This window comes from Micromonospora sp. NPDC005553 (genome assembly GCF_042871765.1).
Lineage (GTDB): Bacteria > Actinomycetota > Actinomycetes > Mycobacteriales > Micromonosporaceae > Micromonospora.
On the sequence record NZ_JBIAJD010000006.1, the window covers coordinates 581,772 to 608,597 of the forward strand.

Here is a 26,826-nt window from a genome sequence, read left to right on the forward strand (position 1 = left end):
CCGATCCTCCGGAAACGCATGTCAGAACGCGCCCTTGAGGTGGTCGACCTGCGCCGGACCCGCGTCGGGCAGCCGCACCGACAGCACGTCGAAGCGCACCTCCTCGGCGGTCGTGCCGGTCTCGGTCAGCCACCGCGCGGCGAGCCCTCGCAGCCGGCGGGCCTTGGCCGGTACGACCGCCTCGGCCGGGGTGCCGAAGCCCTCACCCCGGCGGGTCTTCACCTCGCAGAAGGCGAGCACAGGCCCGTCCCACGCGATGATGTCGATCTCTCCGGCCGGGCAGCGCCAGTTCCGGGCGATCGGGCGCAGCCCGGCCTCGGTCAGGTGCCGGGCCGCACATTGCTCGCCGTACGCGCCAACCGCCTGGTTCCGCTTCGTCATGGCCGGCACGGTGCCCGCCGGAGGGTGGTCGCCGCGACCCGGCAGCAGCCCGCCTGTGGACAACAGGGGTGCTGTGGACAGTCGGACGATCATGCCCGCGCTGTGCTACGGGGCCACCCGTGTCCGCGCTGCCCCGACGATCGAGGGCCCGTTCGGCGGGGCTGAAATGGCGCGGGCGTGGCCGGTCGCATACGGTGCCTGACGTGGACGGACGACGGAGTTTCCCGGAAGATCAGGAGTCGCGCTGGTACCCCGACGAGCGGGGTCGCGGTTACGGCGAGTCGGACTGGCGTGGCGCGGGCGACCCGCGGTACCGGGACGGTGAGATCCCCGAGCCGCGTGGCGCTGAAGACGACCGCTCCGTCGAGGACACCGGCGTCGGCCGCCGGCGCGAGCCGGACTCGGGACGCTTCGGCGCCGTCGACGAGAGCCGCTTCGGTACGCCGGAGTCGGATTCGGGTCGCCTGAGCGCGGTGGACGTGGGCCGCTTCGGTACGCCCGAGTCGGACTCGGGTCGCTTTGGCGCCCTGGACGCTCAGACCGGTCGGTTCGGCGGGAGCGAGGCTGATTCGGGGCGTTTCGGCGCGGTCGACCCGTTGGGTGTGGCGCGGCCGGAGGCGGACGGTTACCGGGCCACCCGGTCGCGGCGGGCGGACCGGGACCCGTCGGAGACCTCCGGAGAGCTACCCGGACGCCGAGCCGCCCGAGAGACGACCACGGCGGGATCTCCGGTGACCAGCGCGGCGCCGGAGACCACCCGCGACAGCACGTCGACAGCGCCGGCCGGCGTGCTCGCTGACCAGGCTCGTCCCGCTCCGCTCGGTGGGTACCCGATCATCGAGCCGACCCGGGGTGGCGTCGACACGCCGCATCCGCTGGAGATGCCGACCGGCCCGATGCCCGGGATCGGCCCGCGACCCGACCTGCCCGCAGGTGAGCCACCGGTGTATCCGCCGGCCGCCGACGGCGTCTATCGGACCAGGCGACCGGTGCTGGCCGTACTCTTCGCTCTGTTGGTGTTGGTCTTCGAGGTCCCCGCGTTGCGGGTGCTGCTCGCGGGCGTGACCGGCGACCCGGTGGACGCCGGGAACGTGGTGGTGGGTATCGCCCTGGTTGCCGGACTGCCGATCTTCGCGACCGGGCTGTACGGGCTACGAACCGGAGGTCTGGCGCTCGCCGACAACGGTCGGGGCTGGCTGCGCCCACCGACGGCCTACCTGACCGTCGGCCTGGTGCTCTTCGTGGCCGCCGCGCTCGCCGCCGGCTGACCCGGCCCGCGCAACTCGCGCGAGAGAGCGGCGGGCGGCGGAGCAGCACGCCACGCGCACCCCGGGGCGGCTGAAAGGGTGAGGGGCGTACACTGGCCAACTGGCGACCGCCTCGTGCGGTCGACCTCGCGCGCCCTCTTCACGAATCGTCGTGGAGCGACGGCCTCCCTGGTCCCGATCTTGATCGGGTCCACCATGGGTCGGCGACCAGGCGCCAGGACGCCCGGCCACCGGCCGGGCGTGACAACCAGGGACCTTGAGGAGTACCCCAACCATGGCCGTCGTGACCATGCGTCAGCTGCTGGAGAGCGGTGTCCACTTCGGGCACCAGACCCGGCGCTGGAACCCGAAGATGAAGCGCTTCATCATGACCGAGCGCAACGGCATCTACATCATCGACCTGCGCCAGACCCTCGAGTACATCGAGAAGGCGTACGAGTTCGTGCGTGGGACCGTCGCCGAGGGCGGCAGCATCCTGTTCGTCGGCACCAAGAAGCAGGCCCAGGAGGCGATTGCCGATCAGGCGACCCGGGTCGGCCAGCCGTACGTCAACCACCGCTGGCTCGGTGGCATGCTGACCAACTTCCAGACCGTTTACAAGCGGCTCCAGCGGATGAAGGAGCTGGAGGGCCTGGGTGACCTCAGCGGCACCGCCGCCGGTTACACCAAGAAGGAGACCCTGCAGCTCTCCCGCGAGAAGATCAAGCTGACCCGCACCCTCGGTGGCCTGCGGGACATGCAGAAGCTTCCCGCCGCGGTGTGGATCGTCGACACCAAGAAGGAGCACATCGCCGTCGACGAGGCCCGCAAGCTGGGCATCCCGGTGATCGCGGTGCTGGACACCAACTGTGACCCGGACGAGGTCGACTTCCCGATCCCGGGTAACGACGACGCGATCCGCTCGGCGGAGCTGCTGACCAAGGTCGTCGCCGCCGCCGTCGCGGATGGTCTGATCGCGCGCTCCGGCCGTCGCCGGGGCAACGACGAGAAGCCCGAGGGTGTCGCGAGCGACGAGCCGCTGACCGAGTGGGAGCGCGAGCTGCTGGAGCCGAAGAAGGCCGACGAGGCCGCCCCGGCCGAGCAGCCCGCCGCTGCCGCCACCGAGCAGCCCGCCGCCGCCACCGAGCAGCCCGCCACCCCGGAGCAGCCCGCGCAAACCGCCACCGAGCAGCCGGCGGCCGCCACCGCGGAGTGATCGCACCGTCGCTGCCCCGCCGTCCGTTTTCGCGGACGGCGGGCGGCGACGGTACGCCGGGCACTATCCGCCCGGATCCGGGTAACCGGCACCTCTGACCATCCACACGCCGTCTCAACATCGAAGAGAGAGCCATGTCCCAAATCACCGCCGCGGACGTCAAGAAGCTCCGCGACCTCACCGGCGCCGGCATGATGGACAGCAAGAAGGCGCTGACCGAGGCCGAGGGCGACTTCGACAAGGCCGTCGAGATCCTGCGCGTCAAGGGCGCCAAGGACGTCGGCAAGCGGGCCGGCCGTACGGCTGCGAACGGCCTGGTCGCCCACTCCGGCAAGGCGCTGCTCGAGCTCAACTGCGAGACCGACTTCGTCGCCAAGACCGAGTCGTTCATCGCGCTGGGCCAGCAGCTGGTCGAGCACGGTGAGCGCGCCGGCGTGAACTCCGCCGAGGAGCTGCTCGCCTCCGAGCTCGACGGCAAGGTCATCGCGGACCTGATCCAGGAGCAGTCCGCCAAGATCGGCGAGAAGCTGGTGCTCAACCGGTTCGCCCGGGTCGAGGGCACCACCGCCGTCTACCTGCACCGCAAGGCCCAGGACCTGCCTCCGGCCGTCGGCGTGCTGGTGTCGTACACCGGCAAGACCGACGAGGCCGGCGACGCCGACGCCCGTGGTGTGGCGATGCAGATCGCCGCGATGCGGCCGAAGTACCTCACCCGGGACGAGGTTCCGGCCGAGGTCGTCGAGTCCGAGCGGCGCATCGCCGAGCAGACCGCCCGCGAGGAGAACAAGCCCGAGGCGGCCCTGCCGAAGATCATCGAGGGTCGGGTCAACTCCTTCTTCAAGGACTTCGTCCTGATCGAGCAGTCGTCCGTCTCCGACAACAAGAAGTCGGTGAAGCAGCTGCTGGCCGAGGCCGGCATCGAGGTCACCCGCTTCGTGCGGTTCGAGGTCGGCCAGGCCTGAGCCGCCACCGGGCGCCACGCGCGCCCGTGGGCAGAAGACGTCAACGAGGAGGCCGCCGGTGTACGTGACAGGCACCGCGGCCTCCTCGTCACATAGGGTCGGCAGCGGCAGGTTCGCGGTACGCGCCGCACGGGGCGTGCGCGTGGGGAAGGGCGGGGCGGATGACGCAGGTTGTGAGTGACCGGACGCTGGAGCTGGACGATCCGACGGCACCGCCGCCGGGGCGCGCCCGCCGGGTGGTGCTGAAGCTCTCCGGTGAGGTCTTCGGTGGCGGCGCGATCGGCGTCGACCCGGACGTCGTCCAGGCCATCGCCCGGCAGATCGCCACAGTGGTCCGCCGCGGCGTGCAGGTCTCCGTGGTGGTCGGCGGAGGCAACTTCTTCCGCGGCGCGGAGCTGCAGAAGCGTGGGATGGACCGGGCCCGCGCCGACTACATGGGCATGCTCGGCACGGTGATGAACTGCCTCGCGCTCCAGGACTTCCTGGAGAAGGAGGGCATCGAGACCCGGGTGCAGAGCGCCATCACGATGGCCCAGGTCGCCGAGCCGTACATCCCGCTGCGGGCCATCCGGCACCTGGAGAAGGGCCGCGTGGTCATCTTCGGCGCCGGCGCCGGGATGCCGTACTTCTCCACGGACACGGTGGCCGCCCAGCGGGCGCTGGAGATCCGGGCCGACGTGGTGCTGATGAGCAAGAACGGCGTGGACGGCGTCTACACCGCCGACCCGCGGATCGACCCCACCGCCAGTAAGCTCGACTCGATCACCTTCTCCGAGGCGCTGCGCCGCAACCTGCGGGTGGCCGACGCGGCGGCGTTCAGCCTCTGCATGGAGAACGGTCTGCCGATGCTGGTCTTTGGCGCGCAGGGTGACGACACCATCATCCGCGCGGTGGGTGGCGACAAGATCGGCACCCTGATCACCGCCTGAACCCCGCCCACCGGCGACGACGACAGCGGTCTGACGACTTTCAGCAGAGCCCACCACGAGCACAGAAGGAGGCGAGGAGACCGGTGATCGACGACACCCTCCTCGAGGCCGAGGAGAAGATGGAGCGTGCGGTTGAGCACGCCAAGGAGGAGTTCGGCGCCATCCGTACCGGTCGCGCCAACGCCGCCATGTTCTCCAAGGTCATCATCGACTACTACGGCACGCCCACGCCGCTGACGCAGATGGCGTCCATCGCGGTTCCCGAGCCGCGGATGGCCATCATCAAGCCGTACGACAACTCGCAGATCAACGCGATGGAGAAGGCGATCCGCGACTCGGACCTCGGGGTGAACCCGAACAACGAGGGCAACCAGCTGCGCATCCTGCTCCCGCAGATGACCGAGGAACGCCGCCGCGACATGATCAAGGTGGCTCGGCACAAGGGCGAGGAGGCCAAGGTGGCGATCCGTAACGTCCGCCGCCGTGGCAAGGAGGAGCTGGACCGGATCGTCAAGGACGGCGAGGCCGGCGAGGACGACGGCCGCCGCGCCGAGAAGGAACTCGACGACCTGACCCAGCGGTACGTGGCCAACATCGACGACCTGGTGAAGCACAAGGAAACCGAGCTGCTCGAGGTGTGACCCATGCTCCGAGGCCCGTTCCCGACGTCGGGAACGGGCCTCGTTCCATACCTGGGTCAGCAGGGGATCCAGACGGTTCTGGTGCTCTCGGCGAACTGCTCGCCGGTGTCCAGCGTGCGGCACCAGCGGACCACGCCGGGCGGGTTCGCTGAGTACTCGATCGCGCACCGGACGAGTCGGATCGACGGCTGCGGATTGCCTGCTGTAGGCCGTACCGGATGGGTGTGCATCGCTGGCCGGCGGGCCGGCGGCGCCGGGTGGCGTCGGTGGGCGTGCCTCGTCCGCCGTGCCGATCCGGCGTGTGCAGTAGGCTCGGCAGGATTCCCGGCCACCGGGTGGTGAACACCGGGGATCGACCGACCGTCGGGGCGGTCAATCGGAGGAACATCGCACGTGTAGGGGATGCTTGTGGTCTTGCGTCATGTGGTGGTTCTCGTGCCGCTTTGCGGTGCGTGATGTCCCACCCCGACCCCTACGGCAGCGAGCCTCGCGGCTGGGACCGGCCGGAGCGCCCGGTGGCGCTGCCCTGGCCGGAGCAGGAGCTGGAGGCCGGCCAGTGGAGCCGCCGTCCGGCCGCCGGCCCTGAGCTGTACGCCGATCCGCACGCCCGGCCGTACGCCGAACCGTGGCCCGCGGACCCGTACGACGAGCGTGGCCGCCCGGTCCGCCCGGACGACCGTTTCGACGACGGGGACCGGCACGACCGTTTCGACGACCGCGACCGGCACGTCGACGACCGCAACCAGCCCGACCGGTACGACGACCGGGGTCGCGGTGACCGCTACGGCGACCGCGCGCCCGCCGGTGCGGACGGTGCCCCTTCCCGCGGCGGCCTCCCGCCTTTCGACGAGCCCGGCCGGTACAACGGCCCGGGACCGTCCGACGGGCCGTTCCGTCATGACGACGACGCCGATTACCCGACCACGCAGCTGGCGCCCATCGGGGCCGAGATCGGGCCGGATCCGGAGCCGACTGTCGAGCCGGAGCCGACGACCGGTCGACGGTCGAAGGGGCGACGTCGGGCCAGCCTCGACCGACCGGCCACCCAGCAGCTGGGCACCGGGCGGGCGGGGCGCAACCTGCCCGCGGCGATCGGGGTCGGGCTCGGCCTCGGCGCGTTGATCGTGGTGCCGCTGGCCTTCTATCCGTTGGCCTTCCTGCCGGTGATCGCCGCCGCGGTCGCCATCGGCACCTGGGAGATGGCCCGCGCGGTACGACGCAGCGGCGCGCATCCTCCGCTGGTGCCCCTGATCGCCGGCGGCGTGTTGACGGTGGGTCTGGCCTGGTACGCCGGCCCGGACGCGCTCAGCCTGGGGCTGCTGGTCACCGTGCTGGGCACCATGGTCTGGCGGTTGGGTGACGGGCCGGCCGGCTTTCAGCGGGATCTCACAGCGGCCACCCTGATCGCCGTCTACGTGCCGTTCCTCGCCGGTTTCGCGGCGTTGCTGGCGGCGGCCCCCGGCGATGGGCATCTGCGCATCCTGGCCACGCTGATCGGGGTGGTCCTCTCCGACACCGGTGGGTACGCGGCCGGGGTCTCCTTCGGCAAACACCCGATGGCCCCGTCGATCAGCCCGAAGAAGTCCTGGGAGGGCTTCGCCGGCTCGGTCACCGCGGCGGCCCTGGGTGGAGCGTTGCTGCTGTGGCTGATGTTCGAGGTGGCCCCCTGGTGGGGCGCGCTGTTCGGGGTGGCCGTCTCCTGCGCGGCGGTCCTCGGCGACCTGGCCGAGTCGATGATCAAGCGGGATCTCGGCGTGAAGGACATGAGTAACCTGCTGCCCGGCCACGGCGGTCTGATGGACCGGCTGGACTCGATCCTGTTCGCGGTGCCGACGGCCTACCTGCTGTTGGCGGTTTTCGTGCCGGTGGTGAGCTGAGGTATGAATCACGGCGTCCCGGTCATCCGGCTCCGGTGGTCGCGGCCCGTTCGACACCTCCGGACCGGCAGCCACCGCCGACGGCGTGACACACTGGACCAGCCATGACGAGCCTGCCCTTGATCCCCGCCATCTCGGTCGCCCCCGCCGCGCGCCGGGCCTCCATGCCCCCTCAGCACCTCGCTGACCTGGACCTGGCCGGTCGCCAGGCGTTGGTCACCGGGCTGGGTGAGCCGGCCTTCCGCGCCAAGCAGGTCTCCAACCACTACTTCGGGCGGTTGGTCCGCGACCCGCAGGCGATGACCGATCTGCCCGCGGCGACCCGGGAGCGGCTGGCCGACCAGTTGCTGCCGACGTTGCTCAACCCGGTGCGCGAGCTGGCCTGTGATGACGGCGCGACCCGCAAGGCGCTCTGGCGGCTGCACGACGGTGCGCTGGTGGAGAGCGTGCTGATGGGTTACCCGGACCGGGTGACCGTCTGCATCTCCAGCCAGGCGGGTTGCGGCATGGCCTGTCCGTTCTGCGCGACCGGTCAGGCCGGGCTCACCCGCAACCTGTCGACGGCGGAGATCGTCGACCAGGCGGTCTACATGGCCGGGGTGGCGGCCTCCGGCGTGGTGGCGGGTTCCCCGCCGAGATTGTCGCGCGTCGTCTTCATGGGCATGGGCGAGCCGTTGGCCAACTACAACCGGGTGATCGCGGCGATCCGTCGGCTGGTCAGCCCGGCTCCGGAGGGGCTCGGCCTGTCCCAGCGGCACATCACCGTTTCCACGGTTGGCCTGGTTCCGGCCATCCACCGACTGGCCAGCGAAGACCTCTCAGTGACCCTTGCGTTGTCGTTGCACGCGCCCGATGATGATCTGCGCGACGAACTCGTGCCGGTAAACCAGCGCTGGAAGGTAGCCGAGGTGCTGGACGCAGCGTGGGACTACGCCGCCCGGACGGGCCGCCGCGTGTCGATCGAGTACGCGATGATCAAGGACATGAACGACCAGCCGTGGCGAGCCGACCTGCTCGGGCGGCTGCTGGCCGGCAAGTTGGCCCACGTGAACCTCATTCCGCTCAATCCGACGCCGGGCAGCCGCTGGGACGCGAGCCCGAAGCCGGTCGAGCGGGAGTTCGTCCGGCGGTTGCGCGACGCCGGGGTGTCCACCACAGTTCGGGACACCCGAGGTCGCGAGATCGACGGCGCGTGTGGCCAGCTTGCCGCTGCCGAAGACAACGACACCAACACCGACCGCGCCGGAGAGGCACCGGCGTGACCGGGCGTGGCGAACGAGACCAGGAGACATAGTGGCGAGTCAGGGTCAGCGTTTCCGGCGCAAGGCGCTCCGCCGGGGATACAAGGTCGACGAGGTGGATGCCTTCCTCGACCGGGTCGAGGCGACGCTCGACGGCCGACAGGTCGGTGCCCCGGTGGCCTCCCAGGAGGTTCATGACGTCGTCTTCCGGGTCCGCTTCAACGGCTACGACGAGTGGCAGGTCGACCTGCACCTGGACCGGGTCGAGCGGCAGCTGGCCGAGCTGGAGGAGCGCAACAGCGCCGGACGCGGCGGCGACCCCCGGATGGGTGACCGGATGGGCCCACCGGACCGGATGGGTCCGCCGATGCGTGATGACCGGGGCATGGTCCCGCAGCCGATGCCGCCCCGGCCGATGCCCGCGCAGCCCGGCCCGCCCTACGGTCGCTACGACGAGCCGACCGGTGCCTTCGCCGGTGGGTACGACGCCCCCCGCGGCGGTGGTTACGACGCGCCACGTGGCCCGGCCGGCCCGCCGATGGGTCCCGGTGGCCCGATGGGTCCCGGCCCGATGGGTGGCCACGGCATGCCGCAGCGCGGCCTGCCCGCCGGTCCCAGCGGGTACGGCCCCCCGGACGACCAGCGCTCACCCGGTGGTTACGGCCCGGATGACCAGCGAGGCGGGTACGGCCAGGACGACCAGCGCGCGCCCGGCGGCTATCCGCCGCCGCCGGAGGAGCCGCGCTTCGACGGCTTCGAGGCCGGGCGGCACGGTCGCGCCGACATGACGGCCGAGATCCGGATGCCGGAGCGGGAGCTGCGCGACATGCGCCGTGGTCCGGCCGGTCCGCCTCAGCTGCCGCAGCAGGGCATGGGTGGCCCGCCGATGGCTGGTCCGCCGCCGATGGCCGGTCCGCCTGCGGTGGCCGGTCCGCCGATGGGTGGCCCGCCGATGGCCGGTCCGCCCGGCAGCGACCTGTACCGGGTCGACCAGATCCGTCGCAGCTTCCAGGTGCGCCGGTTCGGCAGCGGGTACGACCCCGACCAGGTGGACCGGTTCTTCGACACCCTGCTCGGTGGCATGCAGCGCCGCAACCCGATGCCGGTCGACCCGAAGGACCTGGACACGCTCCGGTTCGGCCTGGTGCCGGGTGGCTACTTCGAGGCCGAGGTCGACGCCGCGCTGAAGGACGTGCAGGACATTCTCTTCGGGCGCTGACCCCGACGCGATACGGACGAGGGCCCGTCCCCCAGGTGGGGGCGGGCCCTCGGCGTACGTCGGCCGGTCGTCCGGCGGTGGGTCGGGTCAGGAGCGCAGACCGCTGCGCCGCAACACGATGTCGCCGATCACGATGATCAGCAGCAGCGCGGCCAGGCCGATCAGCCAGATGTCCTCGACCCTGCCCTCGTGGTTGCCGCAGATCATCGCCAGCAGCGCCAGTGCGGACAGCACGGCGCCGATCTGCCCGGCCTTGCGGTGCCCGGGCTTGTGCTGGTCTGGCGACGTTACCGGCTCGCTTCCTGCCACTGTCGGTCCTTCCCTCGCGATCGGATCTTTGGTTAGTCTGGCACGCCTCGTACGCGGTGCGGTGGGGTGGGGGTTTCCTGGCCATCGGCCCTGCCCCACCCGGGCTGGATGGCACTACCGGCGTCGCGGGGCGGCGGTCAGACTCGCTCCGGTAGCGTTTGGCGTACACCTGATTGTCTGTTTGAGGGGGACTGTGCGGTGCGAGTGACCGGAACCGGGCACGCCAGCATGCGGATCGACACGGCCGCGGGCAGCATCCTGTGCGACCCGTGGGTCAACCCGGCCTACTTCGCGTCGTGGTTCCCGTTCCCCGACAATTCACTGCTGGACTGGGAGAGTCTGGGGCAGGTCGACTACCTGTACGTCTCCCACCTGCACCGGGACCACTTCGACGCGAAGCACCTGCGCGACTTCATCTCGAAGGACGCCACGGTCCTGCTCCCCGAGTTCCCCACCTCGGAGATGGAGGACGAGTTCCGGGCGCTGGGCTTCACCAAGTTCCTGAAGGCGCCCAACGAGCAGGTGGTGGAGCTGCCCGGCGGCCTGAAGATCATGATTCAGGCGTTGACCAGCCCGACCGACGGGCCGATCGGCGACTCCTCGCTCTGGGTCGAGTACGAGGGTGTGCGGCTGCTCAACCAGAACGACGCCCGCCCCACCGACCTGAGTGTCTTCGCCGAGTTGGGCCACGTGCACGCCCACATGCTGCAGTTCTCCGGTGCGATCTGGTACCCGATGGTCTACGAGCTGCCGCAGGCGGCGAAGACCGCGTTCGGCAAGCAGAAGCGTGACCGGCAGTTCGACCGGACCTGGCGCTACATCGACGACCTGAAGGCCGATCACGTCTTCCCGATCGCCGGCCCGCCGTGCTTCCTCGACGACGCGCTGTGGCAGTTCAACGACATCCACGGCGACGAGGGCAACATCTTCCCCGACCAGTCCGTCTTCCTGTCGGAGTACGCCAAGGTCGGCGGCACCAACGGGATCGTGCTGCTGCCGGGCAGCGTCGCCGACGTCACCACCGAGGGCGCGAGCACCACCCACCCGGTGCCGGTGCAGGAGTTCTTCGCGAACAAGGTCGCGCACCTGGAGGAGATGCGGGAGCGCAAGCGCCCGATCATCGAGGCGGAGAAGGCGTCCTGGCGGCACCCCGAGGTGGACGTGCTCGGCGAAATGAAGCGTCGGATCGAACCGCTGCTCGACGAGTCGATCTACCTGGCCAAGGGGGTCGGTGGCCCGGTCCGTTTCGACCTGGTGGGGTACGACGGCGAGAGTGTCGAGTCGATCGTGGTGGACTTCCCTGGCAAGGAGGTCCGGCCGTACGCGGACGAGAAGGTGCGCTACCGGTTCCGGACCGAGCGGTCGCTGATCGAGCACCTGCTCTTCATCGACGAGGTGGACTGGGTCAACTCGCTCTTCCTGTCCTGCCGGTTCTCGGCGGCCCGGATCGGCCAGTACAACGAGTTCGTCTACGCGTTCTTCAAGTGCCTCTCCGAGGAGCGGCTCCAGTACGCCGAGGGCTGGTACGACGAGCACGAGCGCAGCACCGACGCCGAGGACATCACGTTGGGCGACTGGGTGGTGCAGCGGCGGTGCCCGCACCTGAAGGCGGACCTGACCCGCTTCGGCATCGTCGACGGTGACCAGCTCACCTGCCAGTTGCACGGCTGGCGCTTCGACCTGCCCAGCGGCCGCTGCCTGACCAGCGTCGGGCACAAGGTGCGAGCCCACCGGGTGGACGCGGAAACCCCCGCTCCGGCCGGCGAAGCAGTGATCTGACCCCCACCCCACCCGCGATCTTGCACTTCCTGTTGCGCCGAAGCAGGGCGTACCGCCCATAGCGGCGACCGAAAGTGCAAGATCGCGGGAGTTCGGTCAGCGGCCGAGGTCGGTGAGGATGCGGCGGGCGGCGTTGTGGCCGGCCGCGCCGATGACGCTGCCGGCCGGGTGGCAGCCGGCGCTGCCGGCGTACACACCGTCGACGCCGGTGGCGTAGGGCATCCGGTCGGTGAACGAGACGGTGTTGTCGACGTGGTGGATGTGCCCGCCGGTGATGCCGAAGTGCTCCTCGATGCCGGGCGGCGGCAGCGGCACCGCGTCGGCGATCAGCTCGGCGGTGCCGGGGGCGTACCGCTCGACGATCCCGAGCAGCCGGTCGACGTAGCCGGGCAGCTCCGCGTCCCAGGTGGTGCCGGCCAACTCGTAGGGGACGGACTGGACGAAGAGCGCCGACGAGTGGTGCCCGGCGGCGTCGGAGAGCGACGGCTCGACAGTGGTGTGCAGGTACCACTCGATGGTGGGCTCCGCCGGCAGCAGCCCGGCCTGCACGTCCGCCCACATGGCGCGCAGCGCGGTCATCGGTGAGGTCTCCGCCCCGCCGACCAGCGACGCCGACCCTGGCAGCAGGTGGATGGTCGAGCCGAACGGGCTCGGCGTGCCGTCCGGCAGGCAGGAGAACCGCGGCAGCCCGGTGAGCGCCAGGTTGAGCTTGAGGGTGGTGCCGGGCCGACGGACCGCAGCCATCCGTTCGCCGAGCCGCGCCGGGAGCGCGCCGTCGGGCAACAGGTCCATCAGCCGGTACGGGTCACACGCGCCGAGCACCACCCGGGCGGCGACCTCCCGACCGTCGGCCAGCACCACTCCGCTCGCCGCGCCGCCGTCCATGGTCACCGCGTGCACCGGCGTACCGGTCAGGATTGTCGCTCCGGCGGCGCGCGCGGCTTCGGCGAAGGTCCTGGAGACGGTGCCCATCCCACCCTCGGCGATCATCCAGGTGCCGCCGGAGCCGGGCAGTCGGCACATGTTGTGCACGAGGAAGTTGTGGCCGGTGCCGGGGTCGTCCGGGCCGGCGTTGAGCCCGGACAGGCCGTCGGTGACCGCGTACATGCTGACCAGCAGCTCCGAGCGGAACTCGAACCGGGCCAGGTAGTCGGCGACCGAGCCCTGCACGAGGTCGACGAAGACCTGGCGCAGCGCCGGACGGACGTGCCGTTCGGCGGTCTCCTGGACGCTCAGCGGCTCGGCCAGCCAGGCCGGGGCGAGGTCTTCCCGCAGCGCGGCCAGCTCGGCCTGCATGGCGTCGTCGGCGGCCACGTCGGCGGGGGAGAAGAACTCGGCGAGCTCCGCCCGGGTGGCGGCGGTGTCACTGCCGAAGAGCAGGTACGGCGAGCCGAGGCCGCCCGGGGTGGGGAGGAAGTAGTGCGGGTCGCGGCGTAGCACCGGGATCCGTACGTCGAGCGTGGCGAGCAGCTCCGGAGGCATCAGCCCGAGCAGGTACGACCCGGTGGAGTGGCGCAGCCCCGGCACCTTCGGGAACGGGTTCTCGGTGCGGGTCGCGCCGCCGATCACGTCGGCTGCCTCCAGCACGAGGACGTCCAGGCCGGCCCGGGCCAACAGCACTGCGGAGACCAGACCGTTGTGCCCGGCACCGATGATCACGACGTCGGCGCGGGCCGGAATCTCACTGCTCATGCCGCGGCAGCCTAGTCCGCCCCACCACCCCAGGTCACCCCTTCCGCCCTCTTGCCTACCCCCACCCCGCCGTCCCGTTGATCATGAAGTTATTGCCGCGACACGCCGCGCCGAGTGGCAACAACTTCATGATCAACCAGGCCGGCGGGCCGGGTGGGGGAGGTGGAGGGTGAAGGTGGAGCCTTGGGTGGGGGTGCTGGTGGCGCGCACTGTGCCGCCGTGGGCCTCGGTGAGCTTGCGCACGATGGCGAGACCCAGGCCGCTGCCTGCGGTCTGCCGGCTCCGGGACTTCTCGGCCCGCCAGAAGCGGTCGAAGACCCGGGGCAGGTCCTCGGCGCTGATACCGCTGCCGGAGTCGGTCACCGAGATGATGACCTCGGCGTCGGTCGCGCCGGCGCTGATCGTCACGCGTCCGCCCGACGGGGTGTGCCGTACCGCGTTGGCCACCAGGTTGCCGACGGCCTGGCGGAGTCGGACCGGGTCGGCGTCCACCTGCGGGTCGGCCTCGGTGCGTACCGTGATGCTGACGCCGAGCCGGTCGGCCTGGGCCCGGTGCGCCTCCGCGACCTGGGCGAGCAGGTCGGTGAGGTAGACCTGCTCATGGTGCAGCCGCAGCGCGCCGGCGTCGGCCTCGGCCAGGTCCTGCAGGTCGGTGATCACATGTTGGAGCAGTGTCGCCTCCTCCAGCAGTGAGGAGAGCAGCCGGCGGTCGGGGGCCGCGACGCCGTCCTCGACCGCTTCGAGCCAACCCCGGATGTTGCTCACCGGCGTCCGCATCTCGTGGGCGATGTCGCTGACCATGGCCCGGCGTAGCTGCTCCAGCCGTTCCCGCCGTTCGGCCATGTCGTTGAAGGCCTCGGCCAGCCGGGCGATCTCGTCGCGGCCGGTCACCCGGACCCGGGCGGCGCCGTCGCCGTCGCGCATCCGTTGGGCGGCCCCGGTCAGCGCGTGCAGCGGACGGGTCAGTCGGATGCCGGCGAGGACGGTGAAGCCGATCGCCACCAGCAGGACGAGTCCGGCGACCGCGACGATGCGGGTCTGGTTGGCGGGGGAGAGGTCGAAGGTGGTCGAGGGGCGACCGCCCGGGTCGGTGACGAAGAGGGTCGCGGCCGGGGCGACGTACGGGAGGAGTTGTTCGCGTCGACTGGTGCCGACGCAGGCGCTGACCGCTCGGTTGTGCTCCTGGTCGACGCCGGCCGCGCTGCGGGAGTCGGGTGCGCTGGCCGCCGGCTGCCTCGTCCAGGTCCAGTTCAGGTCCACCTGCACGGCGGGCAGGCGCCGCCGCGCCAGGCAGGTGTTCACCAGGGCGTTGAGCTGGGCGAGCGCCTTGCCCTCGGTGGCCGTACGGGCCGCGAGTTCTTCCCTCAACTGACCGCAGGCGGCACTGTCGGCGAGGTCGGTGCCGGGGGTGTCGAGGCGGGGGCGGCCGGTGGGCCCGTCCACGACGGTGGCGTCGATCTGCGCCCGGAGCCGCAGACACTGGGCCGCCCGGGCCGCCTTGTCGCGCAGCGCGGCGCGCTCCTCGGGCGGGAGCAGGTACGGCCCGGTGGTGCGCGGGTCGATGCGGCTGGTGCCGCCGTCACCGCTGCCCCTCGGCAGGGTGGTGCCGCCGTCACCGCCGCCCGGCAGTGTGGTGCCGGGTATCAGGGCGGTGTCGACGGCGAGCGCGTCGACGGTCGCGGACGACGTCGTCGGCAAGGGGCCCGCGCCGGGTGCCGAGTCCGCGATCAGCGCACCGGTCTCGGTGGTCAGGGCGATCCGTCGGCCGACGTCCTGGGCGAGCGGCCGAAGGGCCGCGTCGACTCCGTCCCAGGTCGGGTGGGTCGCCGCGTACGCGAGCACCGTGTCGTAGATGCGCGCGTCGTCGGCGAGCGCCTGCCCCTGCTCCTGCCGGATCGCTCCGGTGGTGGTGCGGACGGCCAGCCACGCGGTCGCCGCGATCGAGCCGATGGCGATGAGGACGGCCAGCGCCAGCAGTCGGAGCAGCAGGCTGCGGCGCAGCGGGACCTCACCCGACACGGGGTGACTCTTCGACGAGCTTGTATCCGATGCCGTACACGGTCACCAACCGGGCCGGCTTGCGCGGGTTCGGCTCGATCTTCCGGCGGAGGTTCATCACGTGCACGTCGACGGTCCGGTTGGTGATGTACCTGTCGAACCCGTGCAGGTAGCCCAGGAGCTGATCCCGGGTGAACGCCCGGGAGGGCTGGGCGGCCATCGCCTGGAGCAGTTGGAACTCACCGGGTGTGCAGTCGACGAGGCGTCCGTCGCTGCGTACCTCGTGGCGCACCGGGTCGACGTGCACGGCGCCGACCCGCAGCACCGGGTCCGCCGGCGTCCGTTGGCCCCGGCGCAGCAGGCTGCGGGCCCGGGCGACCAGTTCGCGAGGGCTGTACGGCTTCGTCATGTAGTCGTCGGCGCCCAGGTCGAGGCCGAGCAGCAGGTCGTCCTCGGTCGACCTGGCGGTCAGCATGAGCACCGGAAGGTCGGACTCCCGGCGCAGGATGCGACACACGTCCAGGCCGTCGACCTTCGGCATCATCACGTCGAGGACGAGCAGCGCCGGGGGCCGTTGACGGATCTGCTCCAGGGCGGCCCGCCCGTCGGCCACCACAGTCACCTCGTGCCCCTCGCGTTCCAGATACCGGCGCGCCAACTCCGCCTGCTTCTGGTCGTCCTCGGCTACCAGCACGTACGCACACACGGCAGCGACTGTACGTGGCCCGGACCGGTTCCAGCAGGGCCGCTGAGCTGGGGCTATCGGATGACGACCGCTTCCTTACAGGTCTCTGACACCCGGGCGTGAAGCTGCACGCCATGACCAACCCAACCCATCGGGTCGCGGCCGGGCTCGCCGCGGTCGTAGTGCTCGCCGTCGCCCTCACCGGCTGCGGCGGCGGTGCGTCCAGCGCCGACAAGGACACCGCCAGCGGCGACGTCGCGTCGCTCGTCAACCCGTCCGCCCCGGCGAGCGCCACCCCGGCCGGTGGTGCCACCAACGGTCGACCGCAGCTACGCCTGGACATGACCGACGAGGAGGAGGAGCGGCTCTGGGGGACGTACAACATCTGTCTGCACGACAACGGCGTGAAGCTGAACGACGGCCGGTCACAACCCGGCCCGGTGGGGGACGGCACGGGCCTGTCGCTGGACCAGAGCGGGGAGCCGAAGGCGGCGTACGTGGCGTGCGCGAACAAGCTGCCGCTCCAGCCGCCGGAGCTGGACCCGGAGAAGAACCCGAACTACGTGAGCCAGTGGAACGACTACGTCCAGTGCCTGCGCGGGCGAGGGCTGAAGATCCACTCACTGCCGGACGGCTCCGGCTGGACCTACGACGACGGCGTCGCCGACCCGACCAGCGGACTTGGGGGTCCGGGGATGGACAAGGTCGAGAGGGAATGCACTATGGAGATCTTCGGTGCCAAGAAGTAACCCGAGCGATGATCCTGGCCGGCGGACGACCCGGCGTACCGCGATCGTGGTGGCGGCGGTGACAGTGGTGGTCGCCGTCGGTGCCGGCGTCGGTGCGCTGGCTCTGCGGCGTCACCCCGGCGGTGATGTCGCTAGCGCACCGCCGCCGGTCACCACGACGACAGTGACCCGGGCCGACCTGTCGGACAGCCGCTCGCTCAACGGCACGCTCGGCTTCGGCCCGGAGCGGTTGGTGAAGGGTGCCGGGGAGGGCGTTGTCACCCGGCTGCCGAAGGTGGGCGACACTGTGGCCCGGGGTAAGCCGCTCTACTGGGTCAACGACCGGCCGGTGCCGGTGCTGTTCGGCGGGACGCCGCTCTTTCGCACGCTCGACAAGCCGGGTCTGGTGGGCAGCGACGTACGGATCGTGTCGGACAACCTGAAGGCGCTGGGCTACCACACCGGCTCGCAGCCGTCCCGGGCCACCGACGGCACGAAGGTCGGCACGGGTCAGGCCCTGCTCACCACGAGCCTCGTCGGCGCGATCAAGAAGTGGCAGCAGGCCCTCGGTCTGGACCCGACCGGGACGATCGGGGTCGGGCGGGTCGCGGTGCTGACCGGGCCGGCCCGAATCAGCGCGGTGAAGGCGCTGCCCGGTGACCCGGTCGCCGGTGAGCTGCTGGCCGTCACCGAGAAGGTCAAGCTGGTCACTGTGCCGGTCGGGGCCACCGACGTCGGCGCCATCACGGTGGGCGCGGCCGTGGTCGTCGCCCTGCCGGACAGCACCGAGATCCCGGCAAAGGTCGCCTCGATCTCGCAGACGGTGCGCGGCGGGGGGTCGGACGGCGGCACCGGGCAGGGCAGCCCGCCCACCGTGGACGTCCTCGTCGCACCGACCCGGGCGGCGGACGTGGCCAAGCTGGACGCGGCCACGGTCCAGGTCCGCTTCACCAACGCCGTTCACAAGGGGGTGCTCGCGGTGCCGATCGGCGCGCTGGTGGCGCTCCGCGAGGGTGGGCATGCGCTGCAACTGCCCGACGGCGCGCTGGTGGCCGTGGAGACCGGGATGTTCGCCCGGGGCCTGGTCGAGGTCAGCGGCACCGGTGTGATCGAGGGCCTCGACGTGGTGACGGCATCGTGATCGCCGAAGCGGTGCTGAACGTCGAGGGAGTCAGCAGGACGTACCCCGGCGGGGTGACCGCACTGGACGACGTCTCACTGACCGTGCGCGCCGGCGAGATGCTCGCCATCGTCGGGCCGTCCGGGTCCGGCAAGTCCACGTTGCTGAACATCATGGGCACCCTCGACCTGCCGACCAGCGGTCGGGTACGCGTCGCCGGGCAGGAGGTCACCGCGCTGTCCGACCGGCGGCTCTCCGCGCTGCGGGGCCGCTGGCTCGGTTTCGTCTTCCAGCAGTTCCACCTCACCGACGGCCTGGATGCCGCCGAGAACGTCGCCACCGGCCTGCTCTACGCCGGGGTGCCCCGTCGTCGCCGTCGCCGCACCGCGATCGAGGCGTTGGCCCGGGTCGGCCTGGCGCACCGGGTGAACCACCTGCCGCAGCAGCTCTCCGGCGGGGAGCGGCAGCGGGTGGCGATAGCTCGGGCGCTCGTCAACGAGCCGGCGCTGGTGCTGGCCGACGAGCCGACCGGCGCCCTCGACACGGCGAACGGGGAGGCGGTTCTTGACCTGCTCACCGACCTCAACGCGGAGGGCACCACCATCGCCGTGATCACCCACGACCGCGATCTCGCCGCCCGTACGCCTCGACAGGTGGAGATCCGCGACGGCCGGATCGTCGCCGACACCGTCGCCGGGAGCGGGGCGTGAGCGCGTCCCCGGGTGGCACCCGGTCGACCCGGCTCGCCCCGGCCGACGTACTCCGGCTCGGTCTGCTCGGCCTGACCACCCGTCGGATGCGGGCGGTCCTCTCCGCCCTGGGCATCTCCATCGGCATCGCCACGCTGGTCGTCGTGGTGGGTATCCCCGCGTCCAGCCAGCGCGACCTGATGGAGCAGCTCTCCGCCCTCGGCACCAACCTGCTGCGGGCCGAACCCGTGCCCGATCAGAACCCGCCCGTCCTCCTGCCCGAGGAGGCCGCCGCCATGGCGTCGCGGATCGGGCCGGTCCACGCGGCGAGCGCGGTCGCGAACACCCACACCGCCGTGCGCCGCAACGAGCTGCTGGACCGGTACGACACGTCCGGGCTCACCGTGCTCGCGTCCCGGCCGGACCTGTTGGGGACCGTCAACGGCCGGGTCCGCAGCGGCCGGGCCCTCGACGACGGGTCGGCCCGGCTTCCGACCGCCGTCCTCGGCTACGTCGCGGCGAGCCGGCTCGGCTTCGCCACTGTGGACCCGCGACAACCACCCCAGGTGTTCATCGGCGAGCGCTGGTTCACGGTGATCGGCATCCTGGACCCGTTGCCGCTATCTCCGGATCTCGACCGTTCGGTGCTGGTCGGGTGGGACGCCGCCAGGGCCATGCTCGGCTTCGACGGTCACCCCACCGTCGTCTACCTGCGGGCCAGGGAGGACGCGTTGGAGGACGTCCGTGCCGTGCTGCCAGCCACCCTCAACCCGCAGTTGCCCGGGCTGGTCCAGGTCAGCCGCCCCTCCGACGCGCTCGCCGCGAAACGGGCCACCGAGGACAGCTTCTCGGCGCTGTTCCTCGGGCTGGCGGCGGTGGCCCTGCTGGTCGGCGGCATCGGCGTGGCCAACACGATGGTCATCTCCGTGCTGGAACGCCGTCGGGAGATCGGCCTGCGCCGGGCGCTCGGCGCGAGCCGCGGCCAGATCCGGGTGCAGTTCCTCACCGAGTCGGTGCTGCTCAGCGTGCTCGGCGGTGCCGCCGGGGCCGCCCTGGGGGTGCTCGCCACGGTCGGCTACGCCAGCTACCAGGGCTGGCCGCCCACCATCCCACTGCCTGCTGTGCTCGGCGGAGTGACCGCCGCCCTCCTGGTAGGCGTGGTGGCCGGCGTCTACCCGTCAATCCGAGCCGCCCGCCAAACCCCCACCGAAGCCCTGGCAACCCCGTGACAGGTCCCGCCGCCCGATTCCCTTGGTTGATCATGAAGTTATTGCCACTCGGCGCGGCGTGTCGCGGCAATAACTTCATGATCAACGGGGCGACGGGCCGGGGGAGGGGGACGGGGTGGGGGTGGGGGTCTGGCGGTTGGTGCGCCAGTTTGCGAGGGCCAGGGTGGCGGAGTAGCCGGCCAGGACGATCACGTGGAACAGGTAGAGCCAGAGGAGGACGGCCACGCCGGCGCCGATGTCGTCGAAGCCGCCGAAGGGCACTCCCAGGTCCAGTGGGAGCGAGGCGAAGAGCACGAAGCCGTGCAGGAACCCGGAGAGGTTCGCCGCGGTGAACGACCCGATCCCGAGGGTGGAGAGCCAGTCCGGTGAGGCCGGCCCGACGACCCGGAACACCCACACCAGCACCGGCGTCAGCACCAGCCAGACCGCCAGGAACGACAGCACCACGCCGAGCACACCGAGCCAACCGCCCTGGCGTACGAGGCGGGTGGTGAGCGGAAGCGCCAGCAGGATCGACAGCAGCAGCGCGGGGGCCGGCGCGAGCAGTGGCAGCAGCAGGAGTCGGCCCCGCCAGCCAACCAGGTGCTCGTCGGAGCGGGGCGCGGCCACCGAGACGAACGCCCGACGCAGGCCCTCGCCGTACAGCGAGGCGGGCAGCAGGGAGGCCAGCGCCAGCAGCGGGGTCAACCCCACCCCTGCGTCGACCAGTGCCTCCACCGCCCGGGGCGCGCCGATCGCGGTGGGCAGGGCCTCCACGGCGTACGAGGTGAGCCGGCGTACCTGGTCGGCCCCGGCCACCAGCGCGGTGAGCCAGATCGCCAGCAGGGCGACCGGCACCACGGCGATCGCCCCGTAGAAGGTGATCGCGGCGGCGTGCAGCGACAGGTCCCGTCCGCGCACCGGACGGAACGCCGCACTGGTGATCCGTTTCGTGCGCTGCCATCCGTTGCCCATCGGGTCCTCCTTCCCTGTCGTCGGGGCTGTCACTCCTTAAGATCGCCGGTCATGACTGTTCTCACCACCGAACGCCTGATCCTGCGCGATTGGACCGCCGATCCGGCTGATCTGGCCCGGATCTACGACATCTACTCCCGCCCGGAGATCAGCCGTTGGTTGGGAGTCGCGCCGGGCCTGCCGCTGACCGACCCGGCGCAGGCCGTCGAGCGGCTGCGGATCTGGCAGGAGCGGCACGCCGCCGACGGCGGCCGGTATGGCACCTGGGCGATCGAGGTACGGGAGGCGGGTCAGGTGGTGGGCACGGTTCTGCTCAAGCCGTTGCCGGGGCGCGACGAGTCGCGTCGGAGCGACGACATCGAGGTGGGTTGGCACCTGCACCCGGACGCGTGGGGCCACGGCTTCGCCACCGAGGCGGCCCGCGCGGTGGTCGACCGGGAGTTCGCCGCCGGTACCCGGGAGATCTACGCGGTCGTGGCGCCGGGCAACGAGCCGTCGATGGCTGTCGCGCGGAGGCTGGGCATGACCCATGTCGGCCAGCGCACCGACTGGTACGGCGGGGAGCTGCTGGAGACGTTCGTGCTGACCGCACCAGATGCCTGATCGTTCCCGCACGACCTGACGCAAGATCCGCGCAACTTCGGGGAAGGTGCTGCCTCCGGTCGTCGGGAGGCAGCACCTTCCCCGAAATTATGGGCAGGTCGACCCTCAGGGCAGACAAGTCCATCAATAGTCACGGCGGTCGAAGTGTTGACGCTCCCGTAGCACGTCAGTAACCTTTGGGCCAAAGTAACGCAAGATTTCGACAAAGGCGTGCACGGTTCTGTGCACGTACTCGGAAGATTCAACGGGCCTCCTGGGGAGGCCCGTTGATGGTCGTACCCCTCTGGTGTTTCCACGGCGGTCGGCGCCCCCGCGCCGCCCGCACCACCCGTCTCTCTCGACACCGGCCCTCTCGCGTCGGCCGGCGCTGCACCGCCGCACCCCCCACCCCCGTGGTCCAGCCACCGCGGCAACCGTCCCCCGACGACAAGGACAGTGATGAGACGAACGAACCTGTTCAGGATGGTGGCGGCCACGGCCGCCGCCGCGCTGATCGCGACGGCCGGGGCGACCGCCCTCGCGAACCCGGCCGCCGCGGCCCGCCCCACCGAGGCGGCCGCAGCAGCACCGAGCGCCTTCGCCCCGGCGGCCACCAACCTCGCCCAGGGCCGTCCCACCCAGGAGAGCGGCCACGCCGACGTCTACGACTCGTCGAAGGTCGTCGACGGCAACGCGGGCAGCTACTGGGAGAGCGTCAACAACGCGTTCCCCCAGTGGGTGCAGGTCGATCTCGGCTCGTCGCAGAGCGTCAACCAGGTAGTTCTGAAGCTGCCGACCTCCGGTTGGGGGACCCGGACGCAGACGCTGAGCGTGCGGGGCAGCACCAACGGTTCGTCCTTCACCGACCTGGTCGGGTCGCAGACGTACACCTTCAACCCGGCGAGCGGCAGCACCGCCACGATCAACTTCAGCTCGACCTCCACCCGCTACGTCCGGATCACCATCACCGCCAACAGCGGCTGGCCGGCCGGGCAGCTCTCCGAACTGGAGGTGTACGGCAGCGGCGGCACCACCCCGGACACCACAGCGCCGAGCGTTCCCGGCAACCTCTCGTACACCCAGTCGGGCACCACCATCAGCCTCAACTGGGTCGCGTCGACCGACAACGCGGGCGGCAGCGGCATCGCCGGCTACGACGTCTACCGCAACGGCGCGTTCCTCCAGTCCGTCGGCAACGTGACCACCTTCAACGACACCCAGCCGGCCACGGCGACAGTGTCGTACTTCGTCCGGGCCCGCGACGCGGCCGGCAACCTGTCCGGCAACAGCAACACGGTGACCCGTACCGGCAGTGGTGACACCACCGCGCCGAGCGTCCCGGGGACGCTGTCGCAGAGCACGTCGGGCAGCACGATCACGCTCACCTGGGGAGCCTCCACCGACTCCGGTGGCAGCGGGCTCGCCGGTTACAACGTCTACCGGGGCGGCAGCCTGATCGCCACGTTGGGCACCGTCCTCACCTACCAGGACACCCAGCCGGCGACGGCGACCGTCTCCTACCACGTCCGGGCCCGCGACGGAGCCGGCAACCTCTCCGGCACCAGCAACACCGTCACCCGGACCGGCAGCAACCCGCCGGCCTGCACCAACGTGGCGCAGGGCAAGAGCATGACGGCGAGCGGCTCGACCTTCAGCTTCACCCCGGACAAGGCGAACGACGGGCAGCTCTCCACCTACTGGGAGGGCGCGGCGAGCTACCCGCAGAACCTGACAGTGGCGCTCGGCGCGAACCACTCCATCTCCGGTGTCACTGTGAAGCTCAACCCGGATTCGTCCTGGGGCACCCGTACCCAGACCATCCAGGTCCTCGGCCGCGACCAGGCCTCGTCCTCGTACACCAGCCTGGTGTCGGCGGTGGCCTACCAGTTCGTCCAGGGCAGCAACGTGGTGACCATCCCGGTCAGCGCGACCACAGCGGACGTGCAGTTGCGGTTCACCGGTAACACCGGTGCCCCGTCCGGCCAGGTCGCCGAGCTTGAGGTGTGCGGCACCCCGGCGCCCAACCCGGACCTGGTCGTCAGCTCGGTGACCTGGTCGCCCTCGTCGCCCAGCGAGGTCTCTCCGGTCACCCTCTCGGCGGTGGTGCAGAACATCGGCTCGGCGTCAGCCGGTGCGACGACAGTGAACTTCAGTCTGGCCGGCGCGGTCGTCGGCAGCGCCTCGGTGGGCGCGCTCGCCGCGGGCGCCTCGACCACTGTGTCGTTCAACGCCGGTACCCGGCCGATGGGCAGCTACGCCGTCTCGGCGGTGGTCGACCCGGCGAACACGATCGTCGAGCAGAACAACGGCAACAACAGCTTCACGGCGGCGTCGCCGCTGGTGGTGGCGCAGGCCCCGGGCCCGGACCTTCAGGTGCTCAGCATCGCCTCGAACCCGCCGAACCCGGCCGTCGGGGCGTCCGTCACCTTCACCGTGACGGTTCGCAACCGGGGCACCACCGCGACCGGCGCGACCACCGTCACCCGACTGGTGGCGGGCAGCACCACGCTCAACACCAACACCGCCTCGATCGCCGCCGGCGCGACGGTCACCGTGGCCGTCAGCGGCACCTGGACCGCCACCAGCGGCGGCGCCACCCTCACCGCCACCGCCGACGCCACGAACGTGGTCGCCGAGACCAACGAGACGAACAACGCGTTCAGCCAGTCGATAGTGGTCGGGCGTGGGGCAGCCGTCCCGTACGTCTCCTACGAGGCGGAGGCCGGTCGTTACCAGGGCGCGCTGCTGGAGACCGACGCCCTGCGGACGTTCGGACACACCAACTTCGCCAGCGAGTCCTCGGGGCGCAAGTCGGTACGGCTCACCAGCACCGGCCAGTTCGTCGAGTTCACCTCTGCCAACCAGGCCAACTCCATCGTCGTGCGCAACTCCATCCCGGACGCGCCCGGTGGCGGCGGCATCGAGGCGACCATCAGCCTCTACGTCAACGACGTCTTCTCCCGGAAGTTGACACTGTCGTCGAAGCACAGCTGGCTCTACGGCAACACCGACGGGCCGGAGGCGCTGACCAACACCCCGCAGGCCGACGCCCGGCGGCTCTTCGACGAGTCGAACGCGCTGCTGGCGCAGTCGTACCCGGCCGGCACCCGCTTCAAGTTGCAGCGCGACTCGGGTGACACCGCCTCCTTCTACGTCATCGACATGATCGACCTGGAGCAGGTGGCGGGGCCGGCGAGCCAGCCGGCCGGCTGCACCTCGATCACCTCGTACGGCGCGGTTGCGAACGACGGGATCGACGACACCGCAGCCATCCAGCGGGCGGTGACCGACGACCAGAACGGTGTCATCAGCTGCGTCTGGATTCCCGCCGGGCAGTGGCGGCAGGAGCAGAAGATCCTGACCGACGACCCGCTGAACCGGGGCATGCACAACCAGGTCGGCATCAGCAACGTCACGATCCGGGGCGCCGGCATGTGGCACTCGCAGCTCTACACGCTGACCGAGCCGCAGAACGTGGTGGGCGGCATCAACCACCCGCACGAGGGCAACTTCGGCTTCGACATCGACAAGAACACCCAGATCTCCGACATCGCCATCTTCGGCTCGGGCCGGATCCGCGGCGGTGACGGCAACGCCGAGGGTGGCGTCGGTCTGAACGGTCGCTTCGGCGCCGGCACGAAGATCAGCAACGTCTGGATCGAGCACGCCAACGTGGGCGTCTGGGTGGGTCGCGACTACGACAACATCCCCGACCTGTGGGGGCCGGCCGACGGGCTGGACTTCAGCGGCATGCGGATCCGCAACACGTACGCCGACGGCATCAACTTCAGCAACGGCACGCGCAACTCGCGGGTGTTCAACTCGTCGTTCCGCACCACTGGCGACGACGCGCTCGCCGTCTGGGCCAACCCGTACGTCAAGGACCGCAACGTCGACATCGCCCACGACAACCACTTCGTCAACAACACCATCCAGCTGCCCTGGCGGGCGAACGGCATCGCCATCTACGGCGGCTACGACAACTCGATCCAGAACAACCTGATCTACGACACCGCCAACTACCCGGGCATCATGCTGGCGACCGACCACGACCCGCTGCCGTTCTCCGGCACGACGCTGATCGCCAACAACGGGCTCTACCGCACCGGCGGCGCGTTCTGGAACGAGGACCAGGAGTTCGGTGCCATCACGATCTTCCCGGCCACCAGGGACATCGTCGGAGTCACCATCCGGGACACCGACATCATCGACTCGACCTTCGACGGCATCCAGTTCAAGAACGGTGGCGGAAACATCCCGAACCTCGCCATCACCAACGTACGGATCGACAAGTCCAACAACGGCGCCGGCATCCTCGCGATGAGCGGAGCGCGCGGCAACGCCAACCTGACGAACGTGACAATCACCAACTCGGCCGACGGCAACATCGTCATCCAGCCGGGCTCACAGTTCGTCATCACCGGCGGCTAGTTCGCCGCTTGATCAACACGGTTTCAGTGAAGTCGGGGTGTCCGCGGACTGCGGACGCCCCGATTTCCATGAAGCCGAGTCGATCGCCGCAGCACAGGGTCCGTCGTGGGCGTCGCGCCGCCGGCAGCGCACGGCCCCGCCGAGCCGTCACAGAACACTCGGGTACGCAGGAACTGCGCGACCTCCTCGCTGAGCGTGGTCTCGCCGAACCTTCACCCCGTCGGCCTGGACGGCCGTCGTCATGTTCGCGGCGGTGAGCCGGCCCGTGCGATGATCAAGGCTGGCTCGCTGGCGGGAGGCTGACGAATCAGGATGGGTGTCGTGACGACCGGGCTCTGCCTCGCCGTACCCGCTCTGCTTGTGCTCTGGTTCTGGGGCCGACCTCTGCTCACCGGCGGCTGGAAGACTCCGGGCTGGTTCGCCGCGACGGCCGGGCTCTCGATCGTCGCCACCGCTGTCACCTGGTTCGTCGGCGCGTTCGCGGGTTCCTCCATGAGCTCGGAGGAGTCCTGCCGACAGGCCGGCGTCAGCTACGACAGTGCCTACCGCGCCGCGCACTGGCGTGAGTCGTCGATGTGGTTCCCGCTCCGCGACCGATGCAACGCCACCTACGACCTGGTGCCCGTCTGGGTCAACCCGGCCCTGGTGCTGCTGTCCCTGCTGGCCGTCCTCTGCGTCGGCGCAGCGGTCTGGCTGGCCGTCGTGCGGCACCGGACCACGACGAGTCGGGCGCCGGCCCGCAGATCTTGGACAGTTTCCGTTCGGCCATGACTGTCGTGTCCCGAGACATGTGTCAAGGGGAAGTCCCGATAGATGTGTCAGGTGTTGTTGATCAGGCTGCTCGGGTGAGGGTGGTGTAGGTCCGTTCGGGGGTGAGGTGGAAGTGGCCGAGGGGGTGGCCGTCGTGGTGGTAGATG

22 protein-coding genes are annotated in these 26,826 nt (G+C 70.7%); 16 read left to right on the forward strand and 6 right to left on the reverse strand.

Going from position 1 to position 26,826, the window contains the following annotated elements; all coding sequences use genetic code 11:
• Window positions 1–21: 21 nt before the first annotated feature.
• On the reverse strand, window positions 22–381 hold the full coding sequence (locus ACFYPG_RS26600; protein WP_355005226.1) for a YraN family protein: 360 nt from the start codon (window positions 379–381) through the stop codon (window positions 22–24).
• 203 nt (window positions 382–584) lie between these two features.
• Here ACFYPG_RS26600 and ACFYPG_RS26605 point away from each other — a divergent pair, with 203 nt between their 5' ends.
• The 8 genes from ACFYPG_RS26605 to ACFYPG_RS26640 all read left to right on the forward strand — a co-directional run bounded on the left by ACFYPG_RS26605 (window position 585) and on the right by ACFYPG_RS26640 (window position 9,713).
• On the forward strand, window positions 585–1,649 hold the full coding sequence (locus tag ACFYPG_RS26605) for a hypothetical protein (RefSeq protein ID WP_387354218.1): 1,065 nt from the start codon (window positions 585–587) through the stop codon (window positions 1,647–1,649).
• Window positions 1,650–1,923: 274 nt separating this feature from the next.
• Window positions 1,924–2,844, forward strand: coding sequence for a 30S ribosomal protein S2 (gene rpsB / locus ACFYPG_RS26610; RefSeq protein WP_387354219.1), 921 nt, complete (start codon window positions 1,924–1,926; stop codon window positions 2,842–2,844).
• Window positions 2,845–2,978: 134 nt separating this feature from the next.
• Window positions 2,979–3,806, forward strand: a complete 828-nt coding sequence (tsf, locus tag ACFYPG_RS26615) for a translation elongation factor Ts (protein WP_091400300.1) — start codon at window positions 2,979–2,981, stop codon at window positions 3,804–3,806.
• Between the two features lie 161 nt (window positions 3,807–3,967).
• Window positions 3,968–4,735, forward strand: a complete 768-nt coding sequence (gene pyrH / locus ACFYPG_RS26620; protein WP_030487501.1) for a UMP kinase — start codon at window positions 3,968–3,970, stop codon at window positions 4,733–4,735.
• Window positions 4,736–4,818: 83 nt separating this feature from the next.
• Window positions 4,819–5,376 (forward strand): ribosome recycling factor, encoded by a 558-nt coding sequence (gene frr, locus ACFYPG_RS26625; RefSeq protein WP_204943784.1) that lies wholly within the window; start codon window positions 4,819–4,821, stop codon window positions 5,374–5,376.
• 455 nt (window positions 5,377–5,831) lie between these two features.
• The gene (locus ACFYPG_RS26630) at window positions 5,832–7,253 is read left to right on the forward strand and encodes a phosphatidate cytidylyltransferase (protein WP_387354220.1); all 1,422 of its coding nucleotides are present in this window, start codon (window positions 5,832–5,834) and stop codon (window positions 7,251–7,253) included.
• A 104-nt stretch (window positions 7,254–7,357) separates the two neighbouring features.
• A complete protein-coding gene (gene rlmN / locus ACFYPG_RS26635; protein WP_355005223.1) occupies window positions 7,358–8,515 on the forward strand; it encodes a 23S rRNA (adenine(2503)-C(2))-methyltransferase RlmN in 1,158 nt (385 codons plus the stop codon).
• Window positions 8,516–8,546: 31 nt separating this feature from the next.
• Entirely contained in the window at window positions 8,547–9,713 is a 1,167-nt protein-coding gene (locus ACFYPG_RS26640; protein WP_355005222.1) for a DivIVA domain-containing protein, read from the forward strand.
• Window positions 9,714–9,800: 87 nt separating this feature from the next.
• Here the strand turns inward: ACFYPG_RS26640 and ACFYPG_RS26645 are convergent, their stop codons facing one another.
• Window positions 9,801–10,022, reverse strand: coding sequence for a DUF2631 domain-containing protein (locus ACFYPG_RS26645; RefSeq protein ID WP_036412111.1), 222 nt, complete (start codon window positions 10,020–10,022; stop codon window positions 9,801–9,803).
• Between the two features lie 198 nt (window positions 10,023–10,220).
• On the opposite strand from ACFYPG_RS26645, the gene ACFYPG_RS26650 reads away from it, so the two are divergent.
• Window positions 10,221–11,801 carry a Rieske 2Fe-2S domain-containing protein gene (locus tag ACFYPG_RS26650; protein WP_355005221.1) on the forward strand — a complete coding sequence of 527 codons (1,581 nt, stop codon included), beginning with the start codon at window positions 10,221–10,223 and terminating at the stop codon, window positions 11,799–11,801.
• A gap of 96 nt (window positions 11,802–11,897) precedes the next feature.
• Here the strand turns inward: ACFYPG_RS26650 and ACFYPG_RS26655 are convergent, their stop codons facing one another.
• The 3 genes from ACFYPG_RS26655 to ACFYPG_RS26665 all read right to left on the reverse strand — a co-directional run bounded on the left by ACFYPG_RS26655 (window position 11,898) and on the right by ACFYPG_RS26665 (window position 16,197).
• Window positions 11,898–13,493, reverse strand: a complete 1,596-nt coding sequence (locus ACFYPG_RS26655; protein ID WP_387354221.1) for a phytoene desaturase family protein — start codon at window positions 13,491–13,493, stop codon at window positions 11,898–11,900.
• Window positions 13,494–13,625: 132 nt separating this feature from the next.
• Entirely contained in the window at window positions 13,626–15,512 is a 1,887-nt protein-coding gene (locus tag ACFYPG_RS26660) for an ATP-binding protein (protein WP_387354222.1), read from the reverse strand.
• Entirely contained in the window at window positions 15,502–16,197 is a 696-nt protein-coding gene (locus tag ACFYPG_RS26665; protein WP_355005218.1) for a response regulator transcription factor, read from the reverse strand. Before ACFYPG_RS26665 ends, ACFYPG_RS26660 begins: the two co-directional genes overlap by 11 nt.
• Before the next feature lie 113 nt (window positions 16,198–16,310).
• Here ACFYPG_RS26665 and ACFYPG_RS26670 point away from each other — a divergent pair, with 113 nt between their 5' ends.
• Genes ACFYPG_RS26670 through ACFYPG_RS26685 form a run of 4 tightly spaced genes read left to right on the forward strand, consistent with a single transcriptional unit; the run spans window position 16,311 to window position 19,942 of the window.
• Window positions 16,311–16,925, forward strand: coding sequence for a hypothetical protein (locus tag ACFYPG_RS26670; protein ID WP_387354223.1), 615 nt, complete (start codon window positions 16,311–16,313; stop codon window positions 16,923–16,925).
• Window positions 16,912–18,045 carry a hypothetical protein gene (locus tag ACFYPG_RS26675; protein ID WP_387354224.1) on the forward strand — a complete coding sequence of 378 codons (1,134 nt, stop codon included), beginning with the start codon at window positions 16,912–16,914 and terminating at the stop codon, window positions 18,043–18,045. The genes ACFYPG_RS26670 and ACFYPG_RS26675 overlap by 14 nt, the downstream gene beginning before the upstream one ends.
• On the forward strand, window positions 18,045–18,734 hold the full coding sequence (locus ACFYPG_RS26680) for an ABC transporter ATP-binding protein (RefSeq protein ID WP_387354249.1): 690 nt from the start codon (window positions 18,045–18,047) through the stop codon (window positions 18,732–18,734). Before ACFYPG_RS26675 ends, ACFYPG_RS26680 begins: the two co-directional genes overlap by 1 nt.
• Window positions 18,731–19,942, forward strand: a complete 1,212-nt coding sequence (locus ACFYPG_RS26685; protein WP_387354225.1) for an ABC transporter permease — start codon at window positions 18,731–18,733, stop codon at window positions 19,940–19,942. Before ACFYPG_RS26680 ends, ACFYPG_RS26685 begins: the two co-directional genes overlap by 4 nt.
• Window positions 19,943–20,023: 81 nt before the next feature.
• Here ACFYPG_RS26685 and ACFYPG_RS26690 read toward each other — a convergent pair whose 3' ends face one another.
• A complete protein-coding gene (locus ACFYPG_RS26690) occupies window positions 20,024–20,896 on the reverse strand; it encodes a YhjD/YihY/BrkB family envelope integrity protein (protein ID WP_387354226.1) in 873 nt (290 codons plus the stop codon).
• Between the two features lie 51 nt (window positions 20,897–20,947).
• Here ACFYPG_RS26690 and ACFYPG_RS26695 point away from each other — a divergent pair, with 51 nt between their 5' ends.
• From ACFYPG_RS26695 to ACFYPG_RS26705, 3 genes are all read left to right on the forward strand, one after another.
• Window positions 20,948–21,499, forward strand: coding sequence for a GNAT family N-acetyltransferase (locus tag ACFYPG_RS26695; protein ID WP_387354227.1), 552 nt, complete (start codon window positions 20,948–20,950; stop codon window positions 21,497–21,499).
• A 438-nt stretch (window positions 21,500–21,937) separates the two neighbouring features.
• Entirely contained in the window at window positions 21,938–25,909 is a 3,972-nt protein-coding gene (locus ACFYPG_RS26700) for a CARDB domain-containing protein (RefSeq protein ID WP_387354228.1), read from the forward strand.
• Window positions 25,910–26,230: 321 nt separating this feature from the next.
• Window positions 26,231–26,680: a hypothetical protein gene (locus tag ACFYPG_RS26705; RefSeq protein WP_387354229.1), complete on the forward strand. Its 450-nt coding sequence runs from the start codon at window positions 26,231–26,233 to the stop codon at window positions 26,678–26,680.
• Window positions 26,681–26,826 lie beyond the last annotated feature (146 nt).

Coding starts and splice junctions, on each gene's coding strand:
- rpsB (WP_387354219.1), top strand. CDS start 1,924: ATGGCCGTCGTGACCATGCGTCAGCTGCTGGAGAGCGGTGTCCACTTC.
- ACFYPG_RS26695 (WP_387354227.1), top strand. CDS start 20,948: ATGACTGTTCTCACCACCGAACGCCTGATCCTGCGCGATTGGACCGCC.
- rlmN (WP_355005223.1), top strand. CDS start 7,358: ATGACGAGCCTGCCCTTGATCCCCGCCATCTCGGTCGCCCCCGCCGCG.
- ACFYPG_RS26630 (WP_387354220.1), top strand. CDS start 5,832: ATGTCCCACCCCGACCCCTACGGCAGCGAGCCTCGCGGCTGGGACCGG.
- pyrH (WP_030487501.1), top strand. CDS start 3,968: ATGACGCAGGTTGTGAGTGACCGGACGCTGGAGCTGGACGATCCGACG.
- ACFYPG_RS26600 (WP_355005226.1), bottom strand. CDS start 381: ATGACGAAGCGGAACCAGGCGGTTGGCGCGTACGGCGAGCAATGTGCG.
- tsf (WP_091400300.1), top strand. CDS start 2,979: ATGTCCCAAATCACCGCCGCGGACGTCAAGAAGCTCCGCGACCTCACC.
- ACFYPG_RS26670 (WP_387354223.1), top strand. CDS start 16,311: ATGACCAACCCAACCCATCGGGTCGCGGCCGGGCTCGCCGCGGTCGTA.
- ACFYPG_RS26655 (WP_387354221.1), bottom strand. CDS start 13,493: ATGAGCAGTGAGATTCCGGCCCGCGCCGACGTCGTGATCATCGGTGCC.
- ACFYPG_RS26690 (WP_387354226.1), bottom strand. CDS start 20,896: ATGGGCAACGGATGGCAGCGCACGAAACGGATCACCAGTGCGGCGTTC.
- ACFYPG_RS26700 (WP_387354228.1), top strand. CDS start 21,938: ATGAGACGAACGAACCTGTTCAGGATGGTGGCGGCCACGGCCGCCGCC.